Source organism: Variovorax sp. GW821-FHT09B01 (assembly GCF_059418345.1).
Window position 1 is genome coordinate 175,591 of record NZ_JBWKPQ010000006.1, and the last position, 21,464, is coordinate 197,054.

22 protein-coding genes are annotated in these 21,464 nt (G+C 71.2%); 14 read left to right on the top strand and 8 right to left on the bottom strand.

Translation table 11 applies throughout. The features are described 5' to 3' along the window. Window positions 1-51: 51 nt before the first annotated feature. Window positions 52-1,002 (bottom strand): sulfurtransferase, encoded by a 951-nt coding sequence (locus AC07RV_RS19810; RefSeq protein WP_093342532.1) that lies wholly within the window; start codon window positions 1,000-1,002, stop codon window positions 52-54. 120 nt (window positions 1,003-1,122) lie between these two features. Beyond that, window positions 1,123-1,800, bottom strand: a complete 678-nt coding sequence (locus AC07RV_RS19815; RefSeq protein ID WP_296789122.1) for a TetR/AcrR family transcriptional regulator — start codon at window positions 1,798-1,800, stop codon at window positions 1,123-1,125. Between the two features lie 148 nt (window positions 1,801-1,948). Here AC07RV_RS19815 and AC07RV_RS19820 point away from each other — a divergent pair, with 148 nt between their 5' ends. The 9 genes from AC07RV_RS19820 (at window position 1,949) to AC07RV_RS19860 (ending at window position 11,124) form a co-directional block, all read left to right on the top strand. After that, on the top strand, window positions 1,949-2,581 hold the full coding sequence (locus AC07RV_RS19820) for an SRPBCC family protein (protein WP_296789120.1): 633 nt from the start codon (window positions 1,949-1,951) through the stop codon (window positions 2,579-2,581). Window positions 2,582-2,597: 16 nt separating this feature from the next. Then, complete coding sequence (locus AC07RV_RS19825; RefSeq protein WP_296789119.1) at window positions 2,598-3,467, top strand: FAD binding domain-containing protein; 870 nt, start codon at window positions 2,598-2,600, stop codon at window positions 3,465-3,467. Beyond that, complete coding sequence (locus tag AC07RV_RS19830) at window positions 3,467-4,000, top strand: (2Fe-2S)-binding protein (RefSeq protein WP_296789118.1); 534 nt, start codon at window positions 3,467-3,469, stop codon at window positions 3,998-4,000. Before AC07RV_RS19825 ends, AC07RV_RS19830 begins: the two co-directional genes overlap by 1 nt. Beyond that, window positions 3,997-6,384, top strand: coding sequence for a xanthine dehydrogenase family protein molybdopterin-binding subunit (locus AC07RV_RS19835; RefSeq protein ID WP_296789117.1), 2,388 nt, complete (start codon window positions 3,997-3,999; stop codon window positions 6,382-6,384). The genes AC07RV_RS19830 and AC07RV_RS19835 overlap by 4 nt, the downstream gene beginning before the upstream one ends. Window positions 6,385-6,459: 75 nt before the next feature. Next, on the top strand, window positions 6,460-7,704 hold the full coding sequence (locus AC07RV_RS19840) for an ABC transporter substrate-binding protein (protein WP_296789116.1): 1,245 nt from the start codon (window positions 6,460-6,462) through the stop codon (window positions 7,702-7,704). A gap of 10 nt (window positions 7,705-7,714) precedes the next feature. Continuing rightward, window positions 7,715-8,587: a branched-chain amino acid ABC transporter permease gene (locus AC07RV_RS19845; protein ID WP_057594262.1), complete on the top strand. Its 873-nt coding sequence runs from the start codon at window positions 7,715-7,717 to the stop codon at window positions 8,585-8,587. A 34-nt stretch (window positions 8,588-8,621) separates the two neighbouring features. Further along, window positions 8,622-9,638 (top strand): branched-chain amino acid ABC transporter permease, encoded by a 1,017-nt coding sequence (locus AC07RV_RS19850; protein WP_296789115.1) that lies wholly within the window; start codon window positions 8,622-8,624, stop codon window positions 9,636-9,638. A 5-nt stretch (window positions 9,639-9,643) separates the two neighbouring features. Further along, complete coding sequence (locus AC07RV_RS19855; protein WP_208509303.1) at window positions 9,644-10,402, top strand: ABC transporter ATP-binding protein; 759 nt, start codon at window positions 9,644-9,646, stop codon at window positions 10,400-10,402. Next, the gene (locus AC07RV_RS19860; protein WP_296789113.1) at window positions 10,399-11,124 is read left to right on the top strand and encodes an ABC transporter ATP-binding protein; all 726 of its coding nucleotides are present in this window, start codon (window positions 10,399-10,401) and stop codon (window positions 11,122-11,124) included. Before AC07RV_RS19855 ends, AC07RV_RS19860 begins: the two co-directional genes overlap by 4 nt. Before the next feature lie 16 nt (window positions 11,125-11,140). Here the strand turns inward: AC07RV_RS19860 and AC07RV_RS19865 are convergent, their stop codons facing one another. Together AC07RV_RS19865 and AC07RV_RS19870 are read right to left on the bottom strand one after the other, a co-directional pair. Beyond that, a complete protein-coding gene (locus AC07RV_RS19865) occupies window positions 11,141-11,995 on the bottom strand; it encodes a fumarylacetoacetate hydrolase family protein (protein ID WP_057594263.1) in 855 nt (284 codons plus the stop codon). Window positions 11,996-12,035: 40 nt separating this feature from the next. Then, a complete protein-coding gene (locus AC07RV_RS19870; protein WP_296789111.1) occupies window positions 12,036-13,046 on the bottom strand; it encodes a VOC family protein in 1,011 nt (336 codons plus the stop codon). 133 nt (window positions 13,047-13,179) lie between these two features. Here AC07RV_RS19870 and AC07RV_RS19875 point away from each other — a divergent pair, with 133 nt between their 5' ends. After that, the gene (locus AC07RV_RS19875; RefSeq protein ID WP_296789110.1) at window positions 13,180-13,884 is read left to right on the top strand and encodes a GntR family transcriptional regulator; all 705 of its coding nucleotides are present in this window, start codon (window positions 13,180-13,182) and stop codon (window positions 13,882-13,884) included. 135 nt (window positions 13,885-14,019) lie between these two features. Next, window positions 14,020-14,586, top strand: coding sequence for a DUF4865 family protein (locus tag AC07RV_RS19880; RefSeq protein ID WP_296789108.1), 567 nt, complete (start codon window positions 14,020-14,022; stop codon window positions 14,584-14,586). 102 nt (window positions 14,587-14,688) lie between these two features. Here the strand turns inward: AC07RV_RS19880 and AC07RV_RS19885 are convergent, their stop codons facing one another. Next, entirely contained in the window at window positions 14,689-15,552 is an 864-nt protein-coding gene (locus tag AC07RV_RS19885; protein WP_296789107.1) for a LysR family transcriptional regulator, read from the bottom strand. Window positions 15,553-15,687: 135 nt separating this feature from the next. Here AC07RV_RS19885 and AC07RV_RS19890 point away from each other — a divergent pair, with 135 nt between their 5' ends. Further along, a complete protein-coding gene (locus tag AC07RV_RS19890) occupies window positions 15,688-16,839 on the top strand; it encodes a DSD1 family PLP-dependent enzyme (RefSeq protein WP_296789106.1) in 1,152 nt (383 codons plus the stop codon). Window positions 16,840-16,852: 13 nt separating this feature from the next. On the opposite strand, the gene AC07RV_RS19895 is transcribed toward AC07RV_RS19890, so the two are convergent. Next, window positions 16,853-17,167, bottom strand: a complete 315-nt coding sequence (locus tag AC07RV_RS19895) for a hypothetical protein (RefSeq protein ID WP_093342549.1) — start codon at window positions 17,165-17,167, stop codon at window positions 16,853-16,855. Window positions 17,168-17,587: 420 nt separating this feature from the next. After that, the gene (locus AC07RV_RS19900) at window positions 17,588-18,415 is read right to left on the bottom strand and encodes a crotonase/enoyl-CoA hydratase family protein (RefSeq protein WP_296789105.1); all 828 of its coding nucleotides are present in this window, start codon (window positions 18,413-18,415) and stop codon (window positions 17,588-17,590) included. 96 nt (window positions 18,416-18,511) lie between these two features. Here AC07RV_RS19900 and AC07RV_RS19905 point away from each other — a divergent pair, with 96 nt between their 5' ends. Both AC07RV_RS19905 and AC07RV_RS19910 read left to right on the top strand, forming a co-directional pair. Further along, entirely contained in the window at window positions 18,512-20,383 is a 1,872-nt protein-coding gene (locus tag AC07RV_RS19905) for a PhoX family protein (RefSeq protein ID WP_296789103.1), read from the top strand. An 11-nt stretch (window positions 20,384-20,394) separates the two neighbouring features. After that, window positions 20,395-20,784, top strand: a complete 390-nt coding sequence (locus tag AC07RV_RS19910; RefSeq protein ID WP_296789102.1) for a DUF488 domain-containing protein — start codon at window positions 20,395-20,397, stop codon at window positions 20,782-20,784. Here the strand turns inward: AC07RV_RS19910 and AC07RV_RS19915 are convergent, their stop codons facing one another. Beyond that, window positions 20,785-21,393: a glutathione S-transferase gene (locus tag AC07RV_RS19915; RefSeq protein WP_296789100.1), complete on the bottom strand. Its 609-nt coding sequence runs from the start codon at window positions 21,391-21,393 to the stop codon at window positions 20,785-20,787. It abuts the gene before it with no gap. Between the last annotated feature and the right edge of the window lie 71 nt (window positions 21,394-21,464).

Genomic DNA, 21,464 nt, shown 5'->3' on the forward strand with positions numbered 1-21,464 from the left:
CCCAACTCGTGATGACTCACGCACCCTCCTCGTTCTTCTTCTCTCCTCGAATCACTTCGACGCCCAGACGGTGCCGCTCGGGTTGTTCACCGGCACGCCGACCGCGTTGCCGTACTCGGTCCACGAGCCGTCGTAGTTGCGCACGTTCTTGTAGCCGAGGATGCGGTGCAGCGCGAACCAGGTGTGGCTCGAGCGCTCGCCGATGCGGCAGTAGGTGATGACCGGCTTGCTGCCGTCGATGCCCGCGGCGGCGTAGAGCGCCTTCAGCTCGGCCGGCGACTTGAAGGTGCCGTCCTCGTTGACCGCGCGGCCCCAGGGCACGTTGGCCGCGCCGGGGATGTGGCCCGCGCGCACCGCGAGTTCGGCCGCGCCCGGCGGCGCGAAGATCTTGCCGCTGTATTCGTCGGCCGAGCGGATGTCGACCAGGCGCGTGTCCGACTTGCCGTCGGCCACCGCCACCACGTCGGTCAGGCGCGCGCGCAGTGCCGGGTCGGGCCGGCTCGCCTTGAAGGCGGTGGCGGCGTACTCGGGCGTGCGGTTCTCGAGCGTGCGGTTCTCGGCCTCCCACTTCTTGCGGCCGCCGTCGAGCAGCTTGACGTTGTTCAATCCGTACTGCTCGAACACCCAGGCGCCCCAGGCCGCGAACCAGTTGTTGTTGTCGCCGTACAGCACGATGGTGGTGTCCTTGTCGACGCCCGCGGCCGACAGCAGCTTCTCGAACTGGGCCTGGCTCACGATGTCGCGGCGCACGCGGTCGTTGAGGTCGTTGTGCCACGAGAAGTTGACCGCGCCGGGGATGTGGCCGCGCTCGTAGAGGCCGGGGTTCACGCTGACCTCGATCACGCGCACCTTGGCGTTCCGGAGGTTCTTCTCGAGCCACTCGGTCGACACCAGCGCCTCGCCGGCTTCGGCCGTGGATTGGGCGACGGCCACGGGGGCGCTCGCGATGAAGGTCAGCGTGGCAAGGGAGGCGGCTCGCCACCAGCGGCTCAGGATCGACATGCGTAACTCCTTGTGAAAAGTGCAGGCCGCACTTTAGGGAGTCGCCGCGCGCTCACCAACGAAGCGTTTGCGATATGGCTATGACCAATGCATCTGAAAGCGGCAGCCGCTTCGGCGCGATCAGGCCGAGGGCTTCGCGCCCTTGCGGCCGAACACCTCGGGCGCCACCAGCATGAAGGCGCGCACGCGGTCGGCCAGCACCGCGTCGAGGTCCTCGGGCATGGCCTCGGCGTAGATCCAGCGCCGCACGCCGATGTAGAAGATCCCGCCGTGCATGCCCCACATCAGCTCGCGCTCGCGCTCGGTGGGCCTGGCGCGCCCCGTGAGGCCGAGCTCGTGGCGCATCTCGCGCCAGATGTGCGGGAACAGCCGTTCCTTGAGCAGTTCCATGTACTGCCCCGGCACGTAGCCGTCGGACAGCCCCGAGAACACCAGGATGCGCACCCACTCCTTGGTGAGGATCGCGCGCGCATAGGCGCCGTAGAAGCGCACCAACCGCGCCTCGAGCGGCGTGGAACGGTCGGACAGCCACTCCTCCCACTCCTGCTGCCAGCGCTCGAGGTAGACCTCCTCGTACACGCGCTCGATCAGCGCGCGCTTGTTCGGGAAGTAGTGATAGAGCAGCGGATGCGTGATGCCGATCTGCTGCGCCAGCTCGCGCGTCTGGCCGTCGAGGCCGCGCTCCGAGAAGAAGGCGATCGCGCCGTCGAGGATCTGGCGCTCGCGGTCCTCGGTCGAGAGCCGCTGGCGCGCGGGCTTGACGGCCACGTTCTTCGGGTCTTCGGATGCGTCTTTCATGAAACGGCTGTTGTCTTCGGTGTTGTCGTTGGAGGGTCGCAATTTACCTCATGGTAAGTACCAATGATCTTATTGACCAATCGTTAAATACTCCGGCCCATGCGAACGGCACCGGCTCCCGGTGCGCCACCGAAGAAAGAGACGACGGATGGAACTGCAAGGCGAACAGTGGATTCCCGCGGGCCGCGAGACGGTCTGGCGCGCCCTCGACGATCCCGAGCTGCTGGCGCGCTGCGTGCCCGGCTGCGAGGAGATCCGCCGGCTCGGCGAGAACGAGATGGAGGCGCGGCTGCTCGCCAAGATCGGCCCGGTGCGCGCGCATTTCAGCGGCCGCATCCGCCGGCTCGACGTGGTCGAACCGCAGAGCTGCCGCATCGCCTTCGAGGGCAGCGGCGGCGCGGCCGGCATGGCCAAGGGCGAATCGCGCGTCACGCTCGCCGCCGAGGGCAACGGCACGCGGCTGACCTACACGGTCGAGGCGGCCGTCGGCGGCAAGCTGGGGCAGATCGGCGGCCGGCTCGTGAATGCCTCGGCACGCAAGATGGCCGACGAGTTCTTTCTCGCGCTCAACGAGCAGCTCGCGCCCAAGCCCGCGGCGCAGGTGCTCGAAGCCGCGGCGGACAGGCCCGAGGCACGGCGCGAACCGGCCCCCACATTGGCGGCACCCGTGCGCGCCGCCACCGCATCGGCCGGCTTCGGCCCCTGGTCCGGCGAACTGCAGCGCCTGCTGTGGCTCGCGATCGGCAGCGGCATCGGCTGGCTCGCGAGCCGCGCGTTCTGAGCCAGGGAAGCCCGCGATGAAAGCCCCCGCCTTCTCCTACCTGCGCGCGCAGAGCCTGGCCCAGACCTCGGCCCTGCTGCGCGAGCACGGCGACGCGGCCCGCGTGCTGGCCGGCGGCCAGACCCTGCTGGCCACGCTCAACATGCGGCTGTCGAAGCCGCAACTGCTGATCGACATCGCCGCCCTGCCCGAGCTGCGCGGCATCGAACTGCGCGGCGACTTCCTGCGCATCGGCGCGCTGGTGCGGCACGCCGACATCGAATGCTCGGAACTGATCGCGCAGCGGCTGCCGCTGCTGTCGCAGGCCGCGCCGCACGTGGCGCATGCGGCGATCCGCAACCGCGGCACGCTCGGCGGCTCGATCGCCTTCGCCGATCCGGCGGCCGAATGGCCGGCCTGCGCGCTCGCGGCCGATGCCGAGCTGATCGTGAGCGACGGCCAGCGCGAGCGCCGCGTGATGGCCGGCGACTTCTTCATCGACCTCTACCAGACCGACCTGCGCGCGCACGAGGTGCTGGTGGCGCTCGAGTTCCCGCTGCCGGGCCCGGCGCGCCGCTTCGCCTTCGCCGAACTCGCGCGGCGCCATGGCGACTACGCCATCGTGGGCATCGCGCTGGCCGCCGACGTGCACGAGGGCCGGCTGTCCGACCTGCGCATCGCCTTCTTCGGCATGGGCAACACGCCGATGCGCGCGCTCGGCGCCGAGACCCGGCTGGCCGGCACCCAGGCCGACGAAAGCACGCTCGAGGCGGCCGTGCTGAGCCTCGACGAAGACATGCAGCCCGATGCCGACCTGCACAGCAGCGCCGCGGCCAAGCGCCACCTGGCCGGCGTGCTGCTGCGGCGCGCGGTCGAGCGCGTGCTGCAACCGGAGACCGCCCAGTGATGGACACCACCGACACCCACGACCTCAAGCTCGCGGTGCGCATCGAGGTCAACGGCGAGGTGCACGCCTGCCGCGTGGAGCCGCGCCAGCACCTGGTCGACTGGCTGCGCGACGAGCTCGGCCTCAAGGGCACGCGCGTGGGCTGCGAGCACGGCGTGTGCGGCGCCTGCACGGTGCTGATCGACGGCGAGATCGCGCGCGGCTGCCTGGTGCTCGCGGTGCAGGCCGACGGCCGGCGCATCGAGACCATCGAGGGCCTGTCCGACGCCGGCACGCTCGCCGACCTGCAGCGCAGCTTCTCGGCGCGCAATGCCGCGCAGTGCGGCGCCTGCACCTCGGGCATGCTGCTGACCGCGCACGCGCTGCTCGAACGCACGCCCTGCCCGGGCCGCGAAACGATCCGCGAACAGATCTCGGGCAACTACTGCCGCTGCACGGGCTACCACGCGATCGTCGACGCGATCGCGCTGGCCGGGCAGGAACGGCAGGCACGATGCAGCGGCTGTACCGGCACCTCGGGGAGCGCGGCATGAACGACCTCACCCTCCCCGCGCCGGTGCGCGAGATCGAGGCGCAGCGCTACATCGGCCAGTCGGTCGAGCGGCCCAACATGCAGCGGCTCACCCAGGGCCGCGCGAACTACGTCGACGACCTCGAGCTGCCGCGCATGCTGCACGTGGTCTACCTGCGCAGCCCGCATGCGCATGCGCGCATCGTGCGCATCGATGCCGAGGCGGCGCGCCGCATGCCGGGCATCGCGGCCATCGTCGACGGCCGCCAGCTCGCGGCGGTCTGCGCGCCCTGGGTCGGCACGCTCAAGCACCTGGCGGGCATGCGCTCGCCGCCGCAGCATGCGCTGGCGATCGAGCGCGCCACCTGGCAGGGCGAGGCGGTGCTCGCCATCCTCGGCCGCACCCGGGCGCTGGCCGAGGACGCGCTCGACGCGGTCCAGGTCGAATGGGAGCCGCTGCCCGCGGCGGTGCACATGGACACGGCGCTCGATGCCGCCACGCCGGTGATCCATCCCGAGCTCGGCAGCAACCTGTGCTTCCACCGCGAGATCGACACCGGCGGCGTGGAGGCGGTGTTCGAGGGCGCCGACGTGGTGGTCGAGGACGAGTTCCGCTTCGGCCGCCACACCGGCGTGACGCTGGAACCGCGCGCCGTGCTGGCCGACTTCACGCCCACCGGCCGGCGCCTCGTGGTGCACCACTCGCACCAGGCGCCGCACATGATGGCCGACCTCTATGCGCGCCAGCTCGGCCTGCAGGAGGCCGACGTGCGCGTGGTCTGCCGCGACGTCGGCGGTTCCTTCGGCATCAAGGTGCATGCCTATGCCGACGACTTCGCGACGGTGGCGCTGTCGGTGCTGCTGGGGCGGCCCGTCAAGTTCGTCGCCGACCGGCTCGAGTCCTTCGTCACCGACGTGCATGCGCGCGAGCACCGCGTGAAGGCGCGGCTCGCACTGGCGCGCGACGGCCGCATGCTGGCGTTCCAGATCGACGACCTCACGGGCATCGGCCCGTTCTCGATGTTCCCGCGCACCAGCGCGATCGAGGGCAACCAGGTCATCAACATCACGGGCGGCCCCTACAAGCACGCGCACTACAAGGCCACGCTCGATGTCGCCTTCCTCAACAAGGTGCAGACCAGCCAGTACCGCGGCGTCGGCCATCCGATCGCCTGCACCGTGACCGAGGGGCTGGTCGACCTGGCCGCGGCGAAGCTGGGCATCGACCCGCTCGAACTGCGCCGCCGCAACGTGATGGAGGACGGCAGCTATCCGCGCCAGGGTGCCTCGGGCATCCTGCTCGAGGGGCTGTCGCACCAGGCCTGCCTGGACCGCATCGAAACGCTGATGGGCTACGGCGCGCTGCGCCGCGAGCAGGCCGCGCTGCGCGAGCGCGGCGTGCACCGCGGCATCGGCCTGGCGGCGCTGATCGAGCTGACCAATCCCGGCCCGGCCTTCTACGGCGTGGGCGGCGCGCGCATCGCGGCGCAGGACGGCGCGACCGTGCGGCTCGACCCCACCGGCGTGGTGCACTGCGCCACCGGCGTCGGCGAACAGGGCCAGGGCACCGAGACCATCTTCGCGCAGATCGTGGCCGACACGCTGGGCCTGCCGATGGCCTCGGTGCGCGTGCTGACCGGCGACACCGCGGCCACGCCCTATGGCGGCGGCACCTGGGCCTCGCGCGGCGCGGGCATCGGCGGCGAGGCCGTGCTGCTCGCGAGCCGCGACCTGCGCCGCCACATCCTGGCACTCGCGGCCGCGCACCTCAAGCGGCCGGCCGAGGGCCTGACGATCGCGCACGGCGAGGTGCGCTGCCTGGCCACGGGCGACACGCTGTCCGACCTGGCCGAGCTCGGCCGGCTTGCGCACTTCCGCCCCGACCTGCTGCCCGCGGGCTTCCAGCCCGAGCTGGTGGTCACGCGCCACTATGCGCAGCGCGACTATCCCTTCGTCTTCACCAACGGCGTGCAGGCCTCGTACGTCGAGGTCGACGTCGACACCGGCTTCGTGCGGCTGCTGCGCCACTGGGTGGTGGAGGACTGCGGGCGCGTGCTCAACCCGATGCTGGTCGACGAGCAGATCCGCGGCGCCGTGGTGCAGGGCATCGGCGGCGTGCTCTACGAGGAATGCCTCTACGACGACCACGGCCTGATGCGCAACGGCAGCATGGCCGACTACCTGGTGCCGATGGCCTTCGAGATGCCCGACATCGAGGTGGCCCACATCGAGACGCCCACGCGCACCTCGCAGCTCGGCGCCAAGGGCGCGGGCGAGGCCGGCACGGCGGGTGCGCCGGCCGCCGTGCTCAACGCGATCAACGACGCGCTGCGGCCCTTCGGCGCCCACGTGTCGGAACAGCCCGTGACCCCCGAGAAGGTGCTGCGCGCCCTCGGACGCATCTGATCCCCGGCCGCGCGGGCGCCCCCGGGGCCCGCGCCTTCATCGCTTGCATTGACCCGAACGACAAGGAGACACGCCATGACCTCGCCCCTCGACCTTCCCTCCCCCTCGCTGCGCCGGCGCACCGTGCTGCAGGCCGCCGGCGGCGCCCTGCTGGCCTCGGGCGCCGCGCTGCCGCTGCGCGCGCTGGCGCAGAACGAACCGTTCCGCGTCGGCCTGCCGATCCCGCTGACCGGGCCCTTCGCGGCCGAGGCGCGCGCGGTGCAGCAGGGCGCCGAGCTCGCGGTCAAGGAGTTCAACGCGGTCGGCGGCCGGCGCGCCGAGTTGCTGGTGCGCGACGACAAGCTCAACCCGCAGGAGGCCGTCACGCGCACGGTCGAGCTGATCGAGAAGGACCGCGCGCACTTCATCGTGGGCTCGGTGTCGGCGGCGGTGCAGCTGTCGGTCAACAACGCCACCAGGCAGCGCAAGATCATCTACAACTCGGTGAGCCAGTCCGACTCGATCAACGAGGCCAAGGACTTCAGCAAGTACACCTTCCACGAGTGCCTGAACCCGCACATGACCGCGGGCGCGGTGGCGCGCTACGCCTTTCCGAAGATGGGCAAGCGCGTGGTGTTCCTCACGGCCGACTACGCCTACGGCCACGAGATGTCGCGCGGCTTCCTCGCGGCCGGCAAGGCCTTCGGCATCGAGGTGCTGGCCGACATCCGCCATCCACTGGGCCAGACCGACTTCTCGAGCTACTTCCCGCGCATCCTCGCGCTCAAGCCCGACGTGCTGGTGGTCTGCAACTTCGGCCGCGACCAGTCGATCGCCTTCCGCCAGGCCGGCGACTTCGGCGTCAAGCAGAAGTCGAAGATCATCGCGCCGCTCTTGATGCACTCGGGCCGCATGGTCGACGGCCACGAGGTGTATGCCGACATCATCGGCGGCACCGGCTACTACTGGGGCATGGAGGAGAGCACGCCCTCGGCGCGCGCCTTCAACACGGCGTTTCGCGCGGCCAACGGCGGCACCGCGCCGACCGACTACGCGGGCCTGGGCTATGCGGGCGTGCGCAACCTGCTGGCCGCGGCCAGGCAGGCCAACAGCACCGACAGCGACCGCGTGGCCGAGGCGCTGCAGGCCCTCAAGAGCGACGCCTACAAGGGGCCGACCTACTACCGAGCCTGCGACCACCAGTCGGTGCAGTCGGTGCTGATCGTGGAATCGAAGCCCGCCGCGCAGGCCAAGGGCAAGGACGACATCTTCCGCATCGTCGCCACCGAGGCGCCCGACGAGGCACGCATGCGCAGCTGCGCCGAGCTGGGCCACGCCTGAGAGCCTCGCCGTGGAACTCTCCGTCTCCCTGCTGCTCCAGCAGCTCTTCGTGGGCCTGGCGCTCGGTGCCATCTACGTGCTGGTGGCCGTCGGCCTGTCGCTCATCTTCGGGCTGCTGGGCGTGGTCAACTTTGCGCACGGCGCCTTCTACATGCTGGGCGCCTACGTGGCGGTCTATGCCTACGGCCTCACCGGCAGCTTCTGGTGGTGCCTGCTGCTGGTGCCGCTCGCGGTCGGCCTGCTGGGGCTGGTGGCCGAGCGCTGGCTGATCCGGCCGCTGTACGGCCGCGGCGTCGACTACCCGCTGCTGCTGACCTTCGGCCTGGCCTACGTGCTGGTCGACGGCGTGCGCATGGTCTGGGGCGTGCAGGGCGAGGCCTTCGCCACGCCCGAGGCGCTGCGCGGCGCGGTCGACCTGGGCTTCGGCGTGTTCCCGCTCTACCGGCTGTTCCTGCTCGGCCTGTGCGCGGCACTGCTGCTGGCGCTGTGGCTGTTCATCGAGAAGACGCGCCTGGGCCTGGTGATCCGCGCCGGCGCGCGCGACCCGCTGGTGCTCAAGGTGCTGGGCATCGACGTGGGCCGCGTGTGGCTCCTGATCTTCGGCCTCGGCACCGCGCTCGCGGGCCTGGCCGGGCTGCTGGCGGCGCCGTTGCGCGGGGTGAATCCCGAGATGGGCGGCTCGGTGCTGATCGAGGCCTTCGTGGTCACGGTGATCGGCGGCATGGGCTCGCTGGTCGGCGCCATCGTGGCCGGCCTGCTGGTGGGCGTGGTGGTGGCGATGACCACGCTGTTCCAGCCCGAGCTCGCCGAACTCGCCATCTTCGCGCTGATGGCCGCGGTGCTGATCCTGCGGCCCAACGGGCTGTTCGGCGCGCGCGACTGAAGGCGCGCCCTTCGCTTCCAACGCTTTCCAGACCATGTCCACCACCACTTCCTCCTCCCCGCCCCCGCTGCGCGCGCCGCGCGCCGAAGCCGCCGCGGCCCCGGGCGCGCGACGGCTGCGCGAGGCGGCCACGCGCCACCGCGTGCCGCTGAGCATCGCGGTGCTCGCGCTGTTCCCGCTGGTCGTTCCGTTCCACGCGATGGCGATCAACATCCTGCTGTTCGGCCTGTTCGCCGCGGGCTACAACCTGACCTTCGGCTACACCGGCAAGCTGTCGTTCGGCCACGCGGCCTTCTACGGCAGCGGTGCCTACGCCTGCGGCATCCTGATCGCCAGCTACGGCCTGCCCTGGCCGCTGGCCGTGGCGGCGGGCATCGCGCTCGGCGGGCTGGTGGCGCTGGCCATCGGCGCGCTCGCGATCCGCACGCGCGGCATCTACTTCGCGATGGTCACGCTGTCGCTCGCGCAGTGCGTGTACTTCGCGGCCTTCCACGCGACTTCGTTGACGGGCGGCGACAACGGCCTGCGCGGCGTGAACGTGCCCACGCTGCGCCTCGGCGGCTGGCAGGTCGACCTGCTGCAGCCGCTGAACCGCTACTACTTCATGCTCTGCTTCGTGGCGCTGGCCGTGTGGCTGCTGTCGCGCATCCTGCAGTCGCCGTTCGGCGCGGTGCTCGAGGCGGTGCGCGAGAACGAGCAGCGCGCCCGCGCCTCGGGCTTCGACGTGGAGCGCGCCAAGCTGCTGTCGTTCGTGATCTCGGGCCTGTTCTGCGGGCTGGCCGGCGCGCTGACGGCGATCAACCTCGCGACCGTGGGCATCGACACCCTGTCGTACCACACCTCGGGCCAGGTGATGATGGTCACGCTGCTCGGCGGCATGGGCACCTTCTTCGGGCCCTTCGTGGGCGCGGGCGTGTTCCTCGCGATGGAGCATGCGCTGACGGCCGTGACCGAGCGCTGGCAGCTGATCGTCGGGGTGATCTTCATCGCGCTGGTGCTGTTCTTCCCGAAGGGCATCTGGGGCACGCTGCTCGCGAGGATGGAACGATGACGACCATGCATCGGGACGCCATCCTCGAGACGCGCGGCCTCACCAAGCGCTTCGGCCAGTTCACCGCCAACGAGGACATCGGCGTGAGCTTCCCGCGCGGGCAGCTCACCGCGATCATCGGTCCCAACGGCGCGGGCAAGTCGACCTTCTTCAACATGGTCTCGGGCGCCTTCGCGCCGAGCGCGGGCGAGATCCGCTTCGACGGCCGCGACATCACCGGGCTGGCCCAGCACCGCTTCGCGCACCTGGGCATCGCCAAGTCCTTCCAGGTGACCAACCTGTTCCCCGACCTCACGGTGCTGGAGAACGTGCGCGTGGCGGTGCAGGCGCTCGACAGCGGCTTCGACTGCTGGCGCCCGCGCGCCGCGCGCCGCGACTGGATCGAGAAGGCCGAGCGGCTGCTCGAGCGGGTGCAGCTGCAGGACAAGCGCGGCTTTCGCGCCGAGCGGCTCTCGCACGGCGAGCAGCGCGCGCTCGAGATCGCGGTGGCGCTGGCGAGCGACCCGAAGCTGCTGCTGCTCGACGAGCCCACGGCCGGCATGAGCCCCGAGGAGACGCGCTCGGTGATGGACCTGATCCTCGCGCTGGTGGCCGAACGCACGGTGGCGCTGGTGGAGCACAAGATGAAACTGATCATGGGCGTGAGCGACCGCATCGTGGTGCTGCACCAGGGCCGCCTGCTGGCCCAGGGCAGTCCCGCGGAGATCCGCGCCAACGAGGACGTGCAGCGCGTCTACCTCGGCCACGGAGGGCAACACCGATGACCCCATCGCAACCACCGCTGCTCGCGGTGCAGAAGCTCGAGGCCTGGTACGGCCGCAGCCACATCCTGCAGGGCATCGACCTCGAGGTGCACGCGGGCGAGATCGTCTGCCTGATCGGGCGCAACGGCGCGGGCAAGACCACGATCATGCGCAGCATCATGGGCCTGATGGGCCGCACGCGCGGCAGCGTGCTGTTCGACGGCGTGTCGCTGCTGGGCCTGCCGCCGCACCGGCGCTTCCACCAGGGGCTGGCCTACGTGTTCGAGGAGCGCCGCATCGTGCCCGGGCTCACGGTGCTCGAGAACCTGCGCCTGGGCATCCTGGCCTCGGGCCGGCGCGCGCGCGAGCAGGAGCTGATCGACGAGGTGGCGCAGACCTTTCCGCGCCTCAAGGAGCGGCTCGCGCAGGTGGCGGTCACGATGTCGGGCGGCGAGCAGCAGATGCTCGCGATCGCGCGCGCGATGGTGGCGCACCCCAAGCTGGTGATGCTCGACGAGCCCAGCGAGGGGATCATGCCGGTGCTGGTGGACGAGATGTTCGCGCTGTTCGCGGCCTGGAAGCGCGCCGGCAAGACGCTGCTGCTGGTGGAGCAGAACGTCGAGCTGGCGCTGTCGATCGCGGACCGCGCCTACATCGTCGACCAGGGCTGCATCGCGCACCACGCGGGCGCGGCCGAGCTGCTGGCCGACCGCGAGATCCAGGAGCGCTACTGCTCGGTGTAGCGCGCCCGGGCCTGGCTCAGGCGCCGTCGACCACCGGGTTCGACAGCAGGCCCACGCCCTCGATCTCGACCTCGCAGACGTCGCCGGCCTTCATGAAGACCTGCGGCTTGCGCGCCAGGCCCACGCCCGAGGGCGTGCCCGCGATGATGATGTCGCCGGGCTGCAGCGCGAAGGGCTCGGAGCACACCGACACCAGCGTCGCCACGTCGAAGATCATGTCGCGCGTGTTGGCGTCCTGCAGCACCTGGCCGTTGAGCCGGGTCTGCAGCTTGAGGCCGGCGGCGCCCGCGGGCAGCTCGTCGGCGGTCACGAACTCGGGGCCGAACGAGCCCGAGCGGTCGAAGTTCTTGCCCATCATCCATTGCGCCGACTTGAACTGGTAGTCGCGGATCGAGCCGTCGTTGAACACCGAGTAGCCGGCCACGTGGTCGAGCGCCTGGTCCTTGGCGATGTAGCGGCCGGCCTTGCCGATCACGATGACCAGCTCGCCCTCGTAGTCGAACTGGGTCGAGACGTGCGGGCGCTCGAGCGCCTTGCCGTGGCCCACCCACGAGGAGGCGAAGCGGTGGAACAGCACCGGGTAGGTCGGCGGGTCGAACTTGCTCTCGGCCGCATGGTCGATGTAGTTGAGGCCGACCGCGATCGCCTTGGCGGGCGACTGCACGGGCGGCAGCCAGTCGAGGCCGGCCAGCGGCAGCCGGCTGCGCGCGCTCTCGCCGGCGCGGCGCGCGGCGGCCAGGCCCTCGGGGCCGGCGCGCAGCAGCTCGTCGAGCGTGGCGGGCAGGCCTTCGGCGCTGAGGTTCACGACTTCGTCGCCAAGACGAAGACCGAGGGCGGGCTTGCCGCTGCTTTGAAAGGCCAGGAGGCGCATGGGAGTTCCTTGTGGTGGGTGAAAGAAGAAAGCGAAACGATCAGGCGGCGGGATCGGCGGCCGGCGGCGCGGGCTCGATCTCGAAGTTGGTGACGAAGTCCTCGGGCACGCGCGGGCCCCAGGCATAGAAGGAGTCTTCGGGCGGATGGTCGGCGGCGGGCCAGTCGAAGTCGCCGGGCACGAAGTCGATGTCGTACGAATACTCGCAGTAGCTGCCCCAGGGGTCGCGCACGTAGTGGAAGTAGTTCGAGCCCAGCACGTGGCGCCCCACGCCCCAGCCGCGCACATGGCCGGCGGCCAGCATCTGCTCCATGCCGCGACCGACCTCGTCGATGTCGGCCACGTCCCAGCTCAGGTGATGCAGGCCGGGCCCGCCCGACTTGGCCATCGCAACGAGGTGGTGGTCGCTGCCGTGCACGCCGTGCATGAACACGATCAGGTCGCCCGAGCGGTCGGAGACGCGCAGGCCCAGCGCCTCCTCGAAGAAGCGCACCGCCTCGGGCACCTTGGCGCTGAACAGCAGCACGTGCGAGAGCCGGCGCGGGTGCACCTTCGGGATGCGCGCGCGGTTGAGTGACGCGCCCACGCCCGGCGGCGGCCGCGGCGCGAGCACCCGTTCGCCCGCGGCCTCGGGCGAGCTCTTGGCGGCCACCACGACCTGCACCGGGAAGCCGTCGGGATGCAGCAGCCAGAGGCCGGCCTCGCCGCCCTGCCCCTCGCTCAGCGGATGGGGTTCGCAGCGTGGCAGGCCCAGCTGCCGCGCGCGCGCGGCGATGCCGTCGAAGTCCTCCGCGAAGCAGCCGAAGCGCAGGTACTGCAGCTTCTTGGGCTGGCCCGGCGCTTCGTGGAGCGAACCCCAGGCCTGCGGATGGCCGACGGTGTGGAGGTCGAGCCGGCCGCCATCGCGGCGCGGATCGAGGCCGAAGGCGGCATAGAAGCGCTCGGCCTCGGCGAGGTCGGGCACGGTGAACACGAAGCGGTCGAGCGAATGCACGGCCTGCAGCGCGGCGCGCGGCGGGTTCTTGACGGTGCGAAGCGAGGAAGCGGTCATGGCGGCTTGTCTCCGGTGGACGGGTGGATCCGTGGTTTCTTGTTCGAAGAATATATTATTTATTGAATCATAGATTTAAAAGCCTGCCAAGTATGATCTGGGCCGAAGCAACGCCACGGCGCGAAAGGACGCGATGAACGAGAAGACCAAGGGCATGAGCCAGACCCGGCTGGTGTTCACCCACCTGCGCGCCGCGATCGTCGGCGGCCGCCTGCTGCCCGACGCCAAGCTCAACATCGCCGCGCTGGCCGAGGAGCTCGACGTGAGCGCGGGCGCGGTGCGCGAGGGGCTGGCGATGCTCGAGGCCGAGTCGCTGGTGGTGTCGGAGCCCGCGCGCGGTTTCCGGGTCAGCCCCATCTCCGAGCCCGAGCTCGAGGACCTGGTGCAGGCGCGCATCGAGATCGAGAAGCTCTGCCTGGCCGAGGCGATCCGCCATGGCGGCCTCGAATGGGAAGGCCGCGTGGTGTCGGCCCACCACCGGCTGTCGCGGCTGGCCGAGCTGCAGCACGAGCTGCCGCAGACCCTGCTGAGCGAGGACTGGACCACCGCCCATGCCGAGTTCCACCATGCGCTGGTGAGCGGCTGCCCCAACGGCTGGCTGCTGCGCATGCACCTGATGCTCTACCAGCAGAGCGAGCGCTACCGGCAGCTGTCGGCGCCGCTGGGCGGCGACCAGCGCGACGTGCGCGGCGAGCACCAGGCGCTGGTCGACGCGGTGCTCAGCAAAGACGTGCAGGCCGCGCAGGCGCTGATCACGGAGCATCTGCAGACCACGGGGCGCCTGCTGGTCGAGGGCCTGCGCGCGCAGGCGCCGAAGGCGGCGAAGCGCCGCGCTTAGCTGCGCGGCAACGACGCGGCAACGACGCGACGATTGCGCCGCCACATCACAGCTATATCGCGCGGCCCCTTCAACCGACCCGCTCGGCATCGCAAGCTCGCTGCATCTTCAACAAAGCATGCAAGGAGCGACACGATGTTCGCGATGCAGTACTCGCACCGGCTGCCGGCCGGACACGACATGGAAGCCATCCGCCGCCGCGCGGCGCAGCGCGGCCCGCTGTGGGACGACACCGAGGGCCTGGTCTTCAAGGCCTTCGTCGCGCAGGAGCGCGGCCGGCACCGTGCCGTCGGCCACCTCTACGCCTCGGTCTACCTGTGGCGCGAGCCCGCGGCCGCGGCTTCGTTCCTGATGGGCGAGCGCTTCCAGAACGTGATCGACAGCTTCGGCCGGCCGCGCGTGGAGAGCTGGCTGCCGCTCGATGCGCGCGCCGGCGCGGCGCGGACCGAACGCGCGGCCTGGCTGCGGCGCAGCGAGCGCGCGCTCGATGCCGATGCCGATCGCACGGCGGTGTTCGCCGCGCAGGCCCGCGAGCCAGAGGCAGGCGTGGTCGCGACCTGGAGCGCGCTCGACCTGGCCGCCTGGCGGATCGTGCGCTTCACGCTGCTGACGGATGCGCCCGAGGCGCCCGATGCGGGCGATGGTGATGCGATCTACGAAGTACTGCACCTCGCGCAGCCGGGCCTGGAGACGCTGCCATGAGCACCGCCTTCGACCTGCTCGCGGGCCATCTGCTGGCCGTGCTCTCGAGCGCCGCCGTGCTGGCGATGGCCACCGCCGTGGCGGCCATCGCCCTGCGCGCGCTCAGCGCGTGAGGCCGCCGGCCGTCGCGCGCATCGCGTCCGACAGCGACTTCAGGGCGCGCCGCGCCGGCGCATCGGACATGCCCGCATGCAGCACCACGTCGCGCGCGGGCAGCGGCGGCAGGCCCAGCACCGGGCCGACCTCGATCGTGCCGGCCGGCGCCACGCGGCGCCCGAGCGCGGCCACCGCGAGTCCGGCCGAGACGGCCGCGCCCACCGTGAGGATGCCGCCGCCCACGAACACCTCGGACCAGGGCACGCCGCCCTGCGCCAGCGCCGTGATGGCCATCTGCCGCACGCTGCAGGGCTCGGCCTGCGTCGCCAGCGGCAGCGGCTCGCCCGAGCGGTACACGAAGTCGGGCGCGGCCATCCAGCCGAAGGGCTCCTCGAACAGCACCTCGCCGTCGAGCCGGCGGCTGTCGTGGCGCAGCACCAGCACGGCATCGAGCGTGCCGCGGTCGAAGGCCTCGAGCAGTTCGCGCGAGGTGGAGATGCGCACCTCCATCACCACGCCGGGCTCGGCCTGCTTCACGCGGCGCAGCAGCAGCGGCAGCTCGGCGCCGACGATGTGGTGGCTCAGGCCCACCACCAGCCTGCGGCGCGGCGCCGCGAAGGCATCGAGCGCGCCGCTGTGCGCGGCCAGCAGGTTGCGTGCAAAGGGCAGGAAGGCATCGCCCTCGGCCGACAGCCGCACGCGGCGCGGCGTGCGCTCGAGCAGCCGGCGGCCCAGGCCGTCCTCGAGCCGCTTGATGCGCAGGCTCACGGCCGACTGGGTGCCGTCGAGCGCCTCGGCCGCGCGCGTGAAGCTGCGCAGGTCGGCCACCAGCACGAAGGCCTGCACGGCCTCGATGTCGAGCGCCTTCATGGCGCGCGCCCGTCGAAGGCTGGGGGATCGGTGGGGACGATGGAAGGCGCGCTCATTTCGATGCGATCATTTCACAAGGCATTCGCCCGCGTGTTCCGGCGCGGCACATCGACCCTCCACAGAAAGAGACATCCCGTGTCCCTCGAAACCCACTCCCCCGTCAATGCGCCGCTGATCGGCGTGCCCGGCGGCCGCCAGCAGCTCGACACTCCGGCGCTGCTGATCGACCTGAGCGCGATGACGCGCAACATCGAGCGCATGGCCGCCTTCGCGCGCTCGCGCGGCGTGGGCCTGCGGCCGCACGTGAAGACGCACAAGTCGGTGGCGATCGCGCGCATGCAGGTCGCGGCCGGCGCCATCGGCGTGAGCTGCGTGACGGTGGGCGAGGCCGAAGTGATGGTCGCGGGCGGCATCCCGGGCGTGCTGCTGACCTCGCCCGCGGTCACGCCGAGCAAGATCGCGCGCGTGCTCAAGCTCGCGCGCCAGGCCGGCCCCGGCGGGCTGATGGTGGTGATCGACGATCCGCGCAATGCCGCCGAGCTCGCGCGCGCGGCCGCCGCCCTGCCCCATCCGCTCGACGTGCTGGTCGACTACGGCGCGGGCTACAACCGCACCGGCGCCGCCACCGAGGCCCAGGTGCTGGCGCTGGCGGCGGCGATCGCGGCCGAGCCGCGGCTGCGGCTGCGCGGCCTGCAGGCCTACGCGGGCAACCTGCAGCACATCGTGGAGCGCGAACACCGCAGCGCCTCGGCCGCAGGCCTGCGCAAGACGGTGGCGCAGATCGTGGCCGCGGCCGGGCGCCAGGGCATCCGCTTCGAGATCGTGACCGGCGCCGGCACCGGCACCCACGACCTCGATGCGCAGGGCGACGGCTTCACCGAGCTGCAGGCCGGCTCGTACGTGTTCATGGATGCCGAGTACGCGCAGGTGCTGGCCGGCAACGCGCCCGGCCAGGAATTCGAGGTCTCGCTGTTCGTGCAGACCGCGGTGGTCAGCACGCAGGCGGCCGACTGGGTGACGGTGGACGGCGGCAGCAAGTGCTTCGCCACCGACAGCGGCGTGCCGCTGGTGGCGCGCGGCGCCGGCGCGGGCAGCCGCTATGCCTTCTTCGGCGACGAGCACGGCAAGCTGCTGGTGCCGGCCGACGAGCGCCCGGCGCTGGGCGCGCGTGTCGAATTCGTGACGCCGCACTGCGACCCGACCGTGAACCTGCACGACGTCTACCACGTGGTCGAGGACGACACGCTGGTCGCCATCTGGCCGGTGGATGCGCGCGGGAAGCGCTGAAGAAGAAAGCCGCTCAGACCCGCGGCAAGGCGGCCAGGTAGGTCGACACCACGATCGCCGCCGCGCGATCGAGCTGCAGGATGTCGGCCACGTCGAAGGCATGCGGCGCGGTGCGCCCGGTGGCGCCCAGCGGCTTGCGGATCTCGACCAGCACCTCGGCCGCGAGCTCGCGATCGCTGCGCGGACGGCCGTCGGCATGCATCACCCAGGCATCGACGTCGTCCATCGCGATGGTGCGGAACACACCCACGATCGGGACGTACTTGTAGCGATCCTCGCCCACCAGGATGGGGACGTTGAGGTTGCAGAAAAACGTGGTCGTCGACATGCAGGATCGCTGCCGTGGCAAGGCTTCTTAATAATTGATAAGTGTGATGCGAAGGATTTCCCATGACGGCAGAGTTCACGGCATCCAGCCGTGACCTTCTGCACACAAACCGTCCCAAACAGCCCCGTCGCATGCAAAACGAATACTTACATTTTACATGTTCGTAAATCTTTGTGTCGCAAAGGCGTCCATTTGTTACTTAATTCATTCGTAAAGATGTGACGCATGCACGTTTCATGACCTTGTCATCACGCGCCAGGACGCGCCGGCGCGACCGCGCCGCCATGGGCCGGCCTCGGCATGTACCTGCAATGGCGATGCTGCTGTGCGCGCGGAAGGGCTCGACGGCGGCCGCGGGCGTGCGGGGCCGCGCGCCGCGCGAGGCGGACGTGCGCTGTCGGCGCCCGAGCCCGGCGCCGCTCAGTCGGGCGCGGTGAAGCGCGGCGCGCGCCGCTCGATGTTGGCGCGCACGGCCTCGACCTGGTTCGGGCTGCCGATCAGCGCCTGCTGCTCCACCGACTCGGCGATCAGCAGCTCGGCCGCGCTGTGTGCCAGCGAGGCATTGAGCAGCCGCTTGCCGGCGCGGATCGCATCGGGGCTCTTGCCGGCGATCTCGTGCGCCATCGCGAGCGCCTCGGCCAGCGGATCGGCCGCGAGGCGCGTGGCGAAACCGAGCTGCAGCGCCTCCTCGCCCGAGAACACGCGGCCGGTGTAGGTGAGCTCGCGCACCACGTCGCTGCGCGCCAGCTCGCGCATCAGCACCATGCCGCCCATGTCGGGCACCAGGCCCCACTTGATCTCCATCACCGACAGCCTGGTGTCGGGCGCGACGATGCGGATGTCCGCGCCCAACGCCACCTGCAGGCCGCCGCCGAAGGCCACGCCATGCACCGCGGCGATCACCGGCACCGGCACCTCGCGCCACACCATCGCGACCTGCTGCGCGGCGTTGGCCAGGCCGTGCGTACGCGCCACCAGCCCGGCGCTGCCGGCCGACTGGCCCAGCACCTCGCCGGCCGCGCCCTGCTCCATGCGCTGGAACGAGGCCATGTCGAGCCCCGCGCAGAAGGCCTTGCCGCGCCCGGCGATCACCACCGCGCGCACCGTGGCGTCGGCGCGCAGCGCTTCGCCGGCGGCGATCAGCGCATCGAACATCGCGGGGTCGAGCGCGTTCATCTTGTCGGCGCGGTCCAGCTGCAGTTCCACCACGCCGTCGGGGTGGCGGATCGTTTCGATGCGTTCGGTCATGCGGTGTGTCTCCTGGGGTCGTTGGCAAAGTATCGCGCGCCGCGGTGCTCGGCGATGATGGCGGCTGTCGCCGACCCAACACCCGCACCGCCGTCCATGTCCCTCGACCGCCGCCGCTTCCTGCAATCGGGCACCGCCGCCGTGGTGGCGCTGCTGGCCCAGCATCCTGCCGGGGCCACCAAGCCCACGGTGTCCGGCGAGGCTGGCGAAGCTCTGGGCTTCACGGCCGTGCCGGCCTCGCTGCGCGACGCGGTCGTGGTGCCGCCCGAGTACGAATGGCAGTTGCTCTACCCCTGGGGCACGCCCACCGGCATCGCCGGCCAGCCGATGCCCGCCTTCGCGCCCGACGGCGGCAACAGCGCGGCCGACCAGGCGCTGCAGGCCGGCATGCATCACGACGGCATGCATTTCTTTCCGCTCGCCACGCCCGGGCGCGCGCTGCTCGTGATGAACCACGAGTACACCGACGAGCAGTTGCTGCATGCCGACGGCGCGAAGGAATGGAACGCGCAGAAGGTGCGCAAGTCGCTGCATGCGATGGGCGTGTCGGTGATCGAGATCGCGCGCACGCCCGAGGGCGGCTGGCGCCAGGTGCTGCCCTCCCCCTATGCCCGCCGCGTGCACGGCAACACGCCGATGCGCATCGCCGGCCCGGCCGCGGGTTCGCCGCGCCTGCGCACCGCGCTCGATCCGGCCGGCACCGAGGTGCTCGGCACCTTCGCCAACTGCGCGATGGGCGTCACGCCCTGGGGCACCTACCTGACCTGCGAGGAGAACTTCCACGGCTACTTCGGCGGCCCGAAGGAGGCGGCCAAGGACGCCACGCCCGCGCAGCGCCGCTACGGCACGGTGGCGGGCTCGCAATGGGTCGAGTACTGGCGCTTCGACGAGCGCTTCGACCTGAGCCGCCATCCCAACGAGCCGCACCGCTTCGGCTGGGTGGTCGAGATCGACCCCTTCGATCCCGCCGCCAGGCCCGTCAAGCGCACCGCGCTGGGCCGCAAGCGCCAGGAGAGCGCGACCTGCACCGTGACCAGGGACGGCCGCGTGGCGGTCTACATGGGCGACGACGCGCGCTTCGAATACATCTACAAGTACCTGAGCACCGAGCGCATCGCGCCCGCCGGCGAGGGCTCGCGCGCGGCGGCCAACGCGCGGCTGCTCGACGAAGGCACGCTGTACGTCGCGCGCTTCGACGCCGACGGCCGCGGCCGTTGGATCGAGCTCGTGCACGGCCGCCACGGGCTCGACGCCGCAGCCGGCTTCGCCGACCAGGCCGAGGTGCTGGTCCATGCGCGGCTCGCGGCCGACGTGGTGGGCGGCACGAAGATGGACCGCCCCGAGTGGATCGCGATCAGCCCCGGCGGCGAGGTCTACGTCACGCTCACCAACAACAGCCAGCGCGGCGACCTCGGCAAGCCCGGCCCCGATGCCGCGAACCCGCGCGCAGACAACCTGTTCGGCGGCATCCTGCGCTGGCGCGAGGACGACGGCGACGCGGCAAGCGCGGGCTTCGCCTGGGAGCATTTCGTGCTCGCGGGCGACACCGCGCAGCCCGGCAGCGGCGCGCGCTATCCGAGCGCCGACGCCGACCTGTTCGGCAGCCCCGACGGCCTGCACTTCGACAGCGGCGGCCTGCTGTGGATCCAGACCGACATGAGCGGCCAGCTGATCGGCAAGCCGCCCTACACCGCCCTGGGCAACAACCAGATGCTGGTGGCCGACCCGGCCACGGGCCGCATCAAGCGCTTCCTGACCGGGCCCAGCGGCTGCGAGATCACGGGCTGCGTGGTCGCGCCCGACCGCCGCGCGCTGTTCGTCAACGTCCAGCATCCGGGCGAGTCGCGCGACGACGGCAGCGCCACGCACAACAGCGCCTGGCCCGACGGCACCGCACCGGGCAGCGCGCGGCCGCGCTCGGCCACGCTGGTGATCCGGCGGCGCGACGGCGGCATCGTCGGTACCTAGAGGAGACCCCCATGAGCATCCGCATCGTTCGACTCGGCACGCCGCGCAGCCCCGGCGAAGGCCTGCGCGTGGGCACCGTGCGGCGCCCGCCGCGCGGCGTGCCCAAGAGCGAATTCGCGTCGCAGGACTGGTACGACGTCTGGTACCCGAACCTCGCGCCCTCGACCGAGACCATGAAGCTGGGCCAGGCCGCGCAGACGCCGGCCGAGTGGAATGTGTTCATGCGCAAGTACAAGGCCGAGATGGCCGAGGCCGACGCGAGCCGCAGCCTCGACCTGCTCGCGGCGCTCTCGCACCAGACGGCGCTGGCCGTGGGCTGCTACTGCGAGGACGAGTCGCGCTGCCACCGCTCGCTGCTGCGCGGCCTGCTGGACGAGCGCGGCGCCGACATCGCGGCCTGATCAGAGCTGCGGCAGCGCCGCGAACACCGGCAGGGCCTCGGCGCGCGCGGCATGGGCCGCGAGCGCCGGGCAACGGGCCGGTACCACCAGCTCGGGCAGCATCAGCTGCGTGAACGACCAGGCCACGGCCGCCGAGACGGCGTCCTGCGTCAGCGCCGCTTCTTCGGCGGTCCATGGCGCCGCCGCCACCTCGCGCTCGAGTTCGTCATAGGCCGCCAGCAATTGCCCCAGCACCCGGTCCACCCAGGGCTGGTGCAGCTTCTCGGCCGGCCGGAGCTTGCGCTCGTAGACGATCTGCACCGTCTTCTCGCAGGCCGCGAGCGCGAGCCCCGTGAGGCGCAGCGCGCGCAGCCGCGCCGCCGCTTCGGCCGGCCACAGGCTGCGGCCGGCGAGGAACTCGGCGTACTCGACGATCAAGGTCGAATCCATCAGCACCGCGCCGTCGTCGAGCACCAGCGTCGGCGCCTTGACCACCGGGTTGATGGCGCGGAACTGCTCGAAGGTGCTGAACACCGAGAGCGAGCGGTGTTCGAAGGGAATGCCCAGCAGCCGCAACGAGACGGCGGTGCGGCGCACATAGGGCGAGTCGAGCATGCCGACGAGTTGCATCGAAGGTTCCTCCTTGGGTCTTGAACGAAGCCACGACCTTAGCGGTGCCTGTGCGCACGAGCCACGGGCAT

What these genes read in the sequence shown, in the direction of transcription:
- AC07RV_RS19810 (WP_093342532.1), bottom strand. Translation starts at nt 1,002, where the DNA reads ATGTCGATCCTGAGCCGCTGGTGGCGAGCCGCCTCCCTTGCCACGCTG.
- AC07RV_RS19815 (WP_296789122.1), bottom strand. Translation starts at nt 1,800, where the DNA reads ATGAAAGACGCATCCGAAGACCCGAAGAACGTGGCCGTCAAGCCCGCG.
- AC07RV_RS19820 (WP_296789120.1), top strand. Translation starts at nt 1,949, where the DNA reads ATGGAACTGCAAGGCGAACAGTGGATTCCCGCGGGCCGCGAGACGGTC.
- AC07RV_RS19825 (WP_296789119.1), top strand. Translation starts at nt 2,598, where the DNA reads ATGAAAGCCCCCGCCTTCTCCTACCTGCGCGCGCAGAGCCTGGCCCAG.
- AC07RV_RS19830 (WP_296789118.1), top strand. Translation starts at nt 3,467, where the DNA reads ATGGACACCACCGACACCCACGACCTCAAGCTCGCGGTGCGCATCGAG.
- AC07RV_RS19835 (WP_296789117.1), top strand. Translation starts at nt 3,997, where the DNA reads ATGAACGACCTCACCCTCCCCGCGCCGGTGCGCGAGATCGAGGCGCAG.
- AC07RV_RS19840 (WP_296789116.1), top strand. Translation starts at nt 6,460, where the DNA reads ATGACCTCGCCCCTCGACCTTCCCTCCCCCTCGCTGCGCCGGCGCACC.
- AC07RV_RS19850 (WP_296789115.1), top strand. Translation starts at nt 8,622, where the DNA reads ATGTCCACCACCACTTCCTCCTCCCCGCCCCCGCTGCGCGCGCCGCGC.
- AC07RV_RS19855 (WP_208509303.1), top strand. Translation starts at nt 9,644, where the DNA reads ATGCATCGGGACGCCATCCTCGAGACGCGCGGCCTCACCAAGCGCTTC.
- AC07RV_RS19860 (WP_296789113.1), top strand. Translation starts at nt 10,399, where the DNA reads ATGACCCCATCGCAACCACCGCTGCTCGCGGTGCAGAAGCTCGAGGCC.
- AC07RV_RS19865 (WP_057594263.1), bottom strand. Translation starts at nt 11,995, where the DNA reads ATGCGCCTCCTGGCCTTTCAAAGCAGCGGCAAGCCCGCCCTCGGTCTT.
- AC07RV_RS19870 (WP_296789111.1), bottom strand. Translation starts at nt 13,046, where the DNA reads ATGACCGCTTCCTCGCTTCGCACCGTCAAGAACCCGCCGCGCGCCGCG.
- AC07RV_RS19875 (WP_296789110.1), top strand. Translation starts at nt 13,180, where the DNA reads ATGAACGAGAAGACCAAGGGCATGAGCCAGACCCGGCTGGTGTTCACC.
- AC07RV_RS19880 (WP_296789108.1), top strand. Translation starts at nt 14,020, where the DNA reads ATGTTCGCGATGCAGTACTCGCACCGGCTGCCGGCCGGACACGACATG.
- AC07RV_RS19885 (WP_296789107.1), bottom strand. Translation starts at nt 15,552, where the DNA reads ATGAAGGCGCTCGACATCGAGGCCGTGCAGGCCTTCGTGCTGGTGGCC.
- AC07RV_RS19895 (WP_093342549.1), bottom strand. Translation starts at nt 17,167, where the DNA reads ATGTCGACGACCACGTTTTTCTGCAACCTCAACGTCCCCATCCTGGTG.
- AC07RV_RS19900 (WP_296789105.1), bottom strand. Translation starts at nt 18,415, where the DNA reads ATGACCGAACGCATCGAAACGATCCGCCACCCCGACGGCGTGGTGGAA.
- AC07RV_RS19905 (WP_296789103.1), top strand. Translation starts at nt 18,512, where the DNA reads ATGTCCCTCGACCGCCGCCGCTTCCTGCAATCGGGCACCGCCGCCGTG.
- AC07RV_RS19910 (WP_296789102.1), top strand. Translation starts at nt 20,395, where the DNA reads ATGAGCATCCGCATCGTTCGACTCGGCACGCCGCGCAGCCCCGGCGAA.
- AC07RV_RS19915 (WP_296789100.1), bottom strand. Translation starts at nt 21,393, where the DNA reads ATGCAACTCGTCGGCATGCTCGACTCGCCCTATGTGCGCCGCACCGCC.